This window comes from Lactiplantibacillus paraxiangfangensis, from assembly GCF_036246185.1.
GTDB classification, from domain to species: Bacteria; Bacillota; Bacilli; order Lactobacillales; family Lactobacillaceae; genus Lactiplantibacillus; species Lactiplantibacillus paraxiangfangensis.
Genome location: NZ_BTPW01000016.1, coordinates 67,738 through 73,737 on the forward strand (window position 1 = coordinate 67,738; position 6,000 = coordinate 73,737).

At 43.4% G+C, this 6,000-nt stretch carries 4 protein-coding genes; 1 reads left to right on the forward strand and 3 read right to left on the reverse strand.

All coding sequences use genetic code 11. The features are described 5' to 3' along the window. Positions 1-300: 300 nt before the first annotated feature. Both pflA and pflB read right to left on the reverse strand, forming a co-directional pair. On the reverse strand, positions 301-1,122 hold the full coding sequence (gene pflA / locus AAA939_RS10015; protein ID WP_338207867.1) for a pyruvate formate-lyase-activating protein: 822 nt from the start codon (positions 1,120-1,122) through the stop codon (positions 301-303). Positions 1,123-1,151: 29 nt separating this feature from the next. Next, positions 1,152-3,410 (reverse strand): formate C-acetyltransferase, encoded by a 2,259-nt coding sequence (pflB, locus tag AAA939_RS10020; RefSeq protein ID WP_338207868.1) that lies wholly within the window; start codon positions 3,408-3,410, stop codon positions 1,152-1,154. Positions 3,411-3,813: 403 nt separating this feature from the next. Between pflB and AAA939_RS10025 the strand changes: the two genes are divergently transcribed. Next, positions 3,814-4,797 carry a serine hydrolase domain-containing protein gene (locus AAA939_RS10025; RefSeq protein ID WP_338207869.1) on the forward strand — a complete coding sequence of 328 codons (984 nt, stop codon included), beginning with the start codon at positions 3,814-3,816 and terminating at the stop codon, positions 4,795-4,797. A 243-nt stretch (positions 4,798-5,040) separates the two neighbouring features. Here AAA939_RS10025 and AAA939_RS10030 read toward each other — a convergent pair whose 3' ends face one another. After that, the gene (locus AAA939_RS10030; RefSeq protein ID WP_338207870.1) at positions 5,041-5,556 is read right to left on the reverse strand and encodes a VanZ family protein; all 516 of its coding nucleotides are present in this window, start codon (positions 5,554-5,556) and stop codon (positions 5,041-5,043) included. Between the last annotated feature and the right edge of the window lie 444 nt (positions 5,557-6,000).

Sequence of the window (6,000 nt, forward strand, 5' to 3'; positions counted from 1 at the left end):
ATTGTTCCGGACCGTCCGTGGCGTAAGCTCGAAAAAAGAAATACCGAACATACACCACCTTCACGCCCGATGCCATCAGTGACAACCTCCGATTATTCGACAAAATAACAATAGTAGGGAGATTGTTAGCGGAGGCGGGTAGAGTTGGTGTGCTGTGTCCCCCAGAGCACCCAATTCTACCCGCCGGAGCGGCTAATTCATAAATAGTGATTTTGGGCTATTCAACCTTTAGCTGAAATAACACAAAAAAAGAAGCCGCCGACAATTGTCAGCGGCTTCTCAGTCATGAAAGGACTTGAGTTAAATCTTTGGAAGTGGCATCCACGTCTTGTAACCAGTATAGTCTTTGGTATGCAATAGCTTTTCAGCATTAGCAATCCGGTCGGGAGTCGGTGATTCGATTCCTTCAAGCCGATACTTGATCTTCATTTCGTGGTACTTTTTAACACCCAAAGTATGGTACGGTAGCACTTCGACTTTTTGGACAACATTATTAGGAATCTTAGCGATATAGTCGCCGAGTTCAGCTAAATATTTGTCATTATCAGTCCGTTGCGGCACGAGCACGTGACGAATCCACATGTCGTGATGGTGTGCGGCCATATACTGAATCATATCCAGGATATTTTCGTTACCGTATTGCGTCAACTTCTTATGTTCTGCGGAGTTGATGTGTTTGATATCTACAAGTGAGATATCGGTAACGGCCATCAAACGTTTAAACTTGTCGAAAAACGGTTGTTCCCGCGTAAACGGTTGTCCCGAAGTGTCCAAACAAGTACTGATATCCATGGCCTTAGCCTTTTCAAACAGTTCCAGAATGAAGTCAATCTGGACTAGTGATTCGCCACCACTAACGGTGAGTCCACCAGTTTTTCCCCAGAAAGCCCGGTACTTCTGCACGTCTTCCAGAATCTCATCAGCCGTCATTTGATCGCCGACGTTGAGTTTCCAAGTATCAGGGTTGTGACAGTACTGACAGCGCATATGGCAACCTTGCAAGAATGCCACGTAGCGGATACCAGGACCATCAACTGACCCGAACGTTTCAATGGAATGGACGTAGCCAATCAAAGGCTCCTTTGTCGATTGTTCAGTTGTTGAAACTTTGCTGTTTGCCATGAGCCTTCGCCTCTTAACTTCTAATTAAATTACATCTTGTCGAAGAACGTACGTGAAATAACGTCGTCTTGTTGTTCCTTGGTTAAGTCTGCGAAGTATACACAGTAGCCAGAAACCCGAACAGTCAAGGTTGGGTAGTTTTCTGGGTGCTTTTGAGCATCAATTAAGGTGTCTTTATTGAAGACATTGATGTTCAAGTGCATCCCATCATTGGTCATGTAACCATCCAACATGTTAACCAACGTATCCTTACGTGATTCCATATCATGGCCTAACGTGTTTGGTGTTACACCAAAGGTATTGGAAATCCCGTCAGTTGCGTAACGATATGGTAATTTGGCAGTTGAAAGAAGTGAAGCTAAAGCACCGCTCTTTTCAGCGCCGTATGCTGGGTTAGCACCTGGTGAGAATGGTTCGCCTTTTTGACGGCCGTTAGGGGTAGTCCCAGTGTTCTTACCATAAACAACGTTTGAAGTGATGGTCAAAACAGAAGTTGAAAGTTTAGCACCACGATATAGGTGATGAGTGTTCATCTTCGTGTAGAGTTCCTTGACTAACCACTTTGCGATGTCATCGGCACGGTCATCGTTGTTCCCATAGCGAGGGAAGTCGTTGTCGGCTTTGAAGTCAACGGCGATACCACGTTCGTCACGGATAACTTTAACATGGCCGTACTTGATTGCTGAAAGTGAGTCTGCGGCGTGTGATAAGCCAGAGATCCCAGTAGCGAAGGTCCGGTTAAGATCGGTGTCCTTCAAAGCTAATTCAGCAGCTTCGTAGTAATACTTGTCATGCATGTAATGGATAGCGTTCAGTGAGTTAACGTAAGTGTCAGCTAACCAGTCCATTTGCTTGTCAAATTTCTTCATGAATTCATCGTAGTCGATGTATTCTGATTTAATTGGTTCGTAGGCAGGGCCAACTTGATCGCCGGCAATTTCATCACGGCCACCGTTGATGGCGTAGAGGATTGCTTTGGCTAAGTTTGCCCGTGCACCGAAGTACTGGATACCATCAGCAACTGGTTGTGCAGAAACACAGCAAGCAATGCCGTAGTAGTCGGTACCCCATTGTACCCGCATTAAGTCATCATTTTCGTATTGGATCGTTGAACTGTCGATAGAAACTTGCGTTGCATAACGCTTGAAGTCTTCTGGCAGACGGTCGCCCCATAAAATGGTGATGTTTGGTTCTGGTGCGGCACCCATGTTATCCAAGGTCTTCAAGATCCGGAAAGCGGTCTTGGTAACGTGATGACGGCCATCCAAGCCGAATCCACACATGGATAAGGTTGCCCAGATTGGGTCACCAGAGAACAGTGAGTTGTATTCTTCAGTACGGATGAAGCGAACCATCCGTAGTTTCATAACGAATTGGTCAATAATTTCTTGGGCTTGGGCTTCGTCAATGACGCCGTTCTCCAAGTCACGTTGGATAAAGATATCCATCGTGGTATCAATCCGACCAACGGACATTGCGGCACCGTTTTGAGTCTTGATAGCTGCTAAGTAGCCAAAGTACATCCATTGAACGGCTTCTTGAGCAGTTTCAGCAGGACGGCTGATGTCGTAGCCATAGCTTGCAGCCATGTCTTTCATGTCTTTCAAAGCTCTGTATTGGTCAGAAACTTCTTCACGGAGGCGGATAACGTCATCAGTTAATTCACCGTCGCCAATGTGTTCAAAGTCGTTAGCTTTGTCTTTCATCAAACGATCGATACCATAAACAGCAACCCGTGGAAGGTCTGGAATGATCCGGCCACGTGCGTAAGCATCTGGAAGACCAGTGATGATCTTGTAGTGACGTGCTTTACGCATTTCAGGAGTATAAACATCGAAGACCCCTTGGTTATGAGTTTTACGGTATTCGGTAAAAATCTTATCTTGTTCAGGATCAAGCTTGTAACCGTATGACTTCAAAGCGTCATCAGCCATCCGGATACCACCAAATGGCATGAATGCACGTTTCAAAGGCTTGTCAGTTTGCAAACCAACGATTTTTTCCAAATCTTTGTCAATATAACCAGGTGCATGAGAAGTAATGGTTGAAACAACACTTGTGTCAGCGTCAAGGACACCGCCGGCTTCACGTTCTTTCTTCTTTAAAGCTAAGACTTTATCATTTAAGATCTTAGTTGCTTCCGTAGGACCTGCTAAGAAACTTTCGTCCCCGTTGTACTGCGTAAAATTATTTTGAATGAAATCACGGATATTGATTTCTTCTTGCCAATGGCCACCCTTAAAACCTTTCCAAGCTTTAGGAGTTTCGGTTTTATCAACTGTAATCATTTGAGTCGCCTCCATAATTTATGTGCAATCCTTGTATGTCTAAAATGATACCAATATTCGCGTAATATGTAAACGTTTTCACGAAGATTAATTATAATTTTTTGATTAAGAAACGAGAAGTTATCTCATAATGCCCGAATCAAGGCACTTGTAAGCCTTGAAAAATATAGAATTCGGAACGTAAAGTATCCTAAATAAAATAGGGCTCAAAATAATTGCGATATTCCATTCGTATATCGAACATATTGTGTATCGTTTAATTTAGTACAATATACTGTGAGTGACTCAACGATTTAAAGGCAAGTTATTGATTTTACGGGGAAGTCCGTTATCATTAAGGGGTATTAAAGTCGGTAAGCGTCCCGTTATGGGATGTCCAATGACGAAAGGTAGGGGCACGTCTATGCTCGAAAAAATTGAACAGTATATTGATAGTTGTATTGAGGCGGGCGATATCTATGGTGCGTCATTTAGCTTGATCACACCGCGTGGCATTAACCAGTACTATCACGGAAAGCAGGGCCACGACCAGTTTGCAGTCGGTTTGGACGCGTCGATGATTTATGACTTGGCTTCAGTCACGAAGGTCGTTGCAACGACGACGCGGATTTTTCAATTGCTTTCAGACCATACAGTCCGGTTAGAAGATTCGGTTGCAAGATTTTTACCGGGGTTTGCGCATCCTGAGATTACGATTCAAAACTTATTGCTACATAATAGTGGCTTACCAGCTGACATTAAAAATGTGTCGGAGATGAACCGCGAAGATTTAATTCGTGCGGTATATGAATCAAAATTGCTCAGTAAACCGGGCGAACAGTATCTTTATTCTGATTTAGGCTATATTTTGTTAGGATGGATCATTCGGACGGTTGATGGCTCACTAGCAAGGAGCATCCAGGATCACGTTTGCTACCCACTGGCGATGACCAATACCGGTTATAACTTGAATCGGCCCAAGGTTCGGTTTGTACCGACGGAGTTCGATCCCCGGCGCGGCCAAATTCAAGGACAAGTTCATGATTACAAGGCGTTCTTGTTAAATGGTGAGAGTGGCCATGCAGGACTCTTCTCTACGTTGACGGATCTATCAGTTTTCATTGAAATGATGCTAAACTTTGGCGAATACCAAGGTAAACGGGTTTTAGATGAAAATGTGTTTGATTGGTTAGGCCAGTTCGATGAGCATGGTCGGACGTTAGGTTGGGAACGACGTGATGGGCAGCACCAGTATTTTCACACTGGTTACACTGGTCCGGCGATTGCGTTTGACTTGGATCGGCAAATTGGGATGGTCGTGTTGACGAACCGGGTCTACCCAACGAGCGATAATCAAGTTTGGAACCAGGACCGGAGTCATGTCTTTGACATGTTTTTTGAAAAGTAACTCAAATGATGGATGCTAGCAATGAAACAGAGCGTTAGCTTACACTGATAAATCGAAAACAACGGAAAACTTTAGCGACTATGACAGTCGTTTTGAGTTTTCCGTTGCTTTTTAGTTTGAGGGTGCCAAGTGAAACCTGGATATGATATAGAAACAATGTTTATGATGCCGAAAAGATTAGTCTGATGACGATGAGCACTAGCTTTGAAATTAGCTAAACATACTATTATAGAAAGAACTTCTTTAATTTTGCAGCCATTTAAAGCCTGGAACGTGACGAAACAGGCGATAGGAGGTGTATCCTAAAACGACACCCGCCCAGTTGGTAAGGACGTCGTCGGTTTCGACCCAGCGACTGATATGGACGAGCCAATCAAGAATGAATTGGCCACTTTCAAGGCAGAGCCCGGTAAGTAGACCAGCTAAGACAATTTGACGCCAGGACCAGTGGGAAAAATTCCAACCAAGCAAAGCACCGAGTGGGATGGTAAGCAGCACGTTTAACCAGAATTCGGTATCGAGCTGCTGGAACGGAACGGGGTTGAGTTTAACGGGACCCCATTGGATATAGTGTAAGATGATGTCACCGCTGAAGTTATAAGCGGTTGGCGTATAGCAAAAGGCGGTCAGGATCCAGATGAATCCGAGCAGACCTAATCGTTTGAAACGTAACCAGGGGTTAGACGTTGAACGCCATAAGCGCATGGCGAAGTAACCGCAGATAATGGTGATTAGGATGAAGGGTAGCCAAGCTAACATGAAAAGTCACTCCTTTGGCTAATATTATAGAGATAAGTGTGGGGATGTGTCACGTTTGAAAAAAGAATGAAAAAATCGTTGACACTTTCAGGCTGAATTGATATATTAGTAAACGTTGTTGTTACGGGGAACAGAAATTCAATTCAAATTAATTTAAAAAATTGTTGCAAATGATTTCGAAAATTGATATGATATATTCTGTTGTCGCAATGGCAACCATAACAAATAAGTTAATCACGGTTGAGAAATTAATCGTTGACATGAAATGCTTAAGATGTTATGATAATTAAGTTGCGTTAAGGAATTAGCGTAACAAATTAGACCTTTGAAAACTGAACAAAGTTTCGACAAATCAAATGTGTAGGGTCTCTTGATCTTGTATCAAGAGCAAAAACATTTGCGAAGTCAATTCGTGAAAACAATTAATAAATTTGAACCAACTTT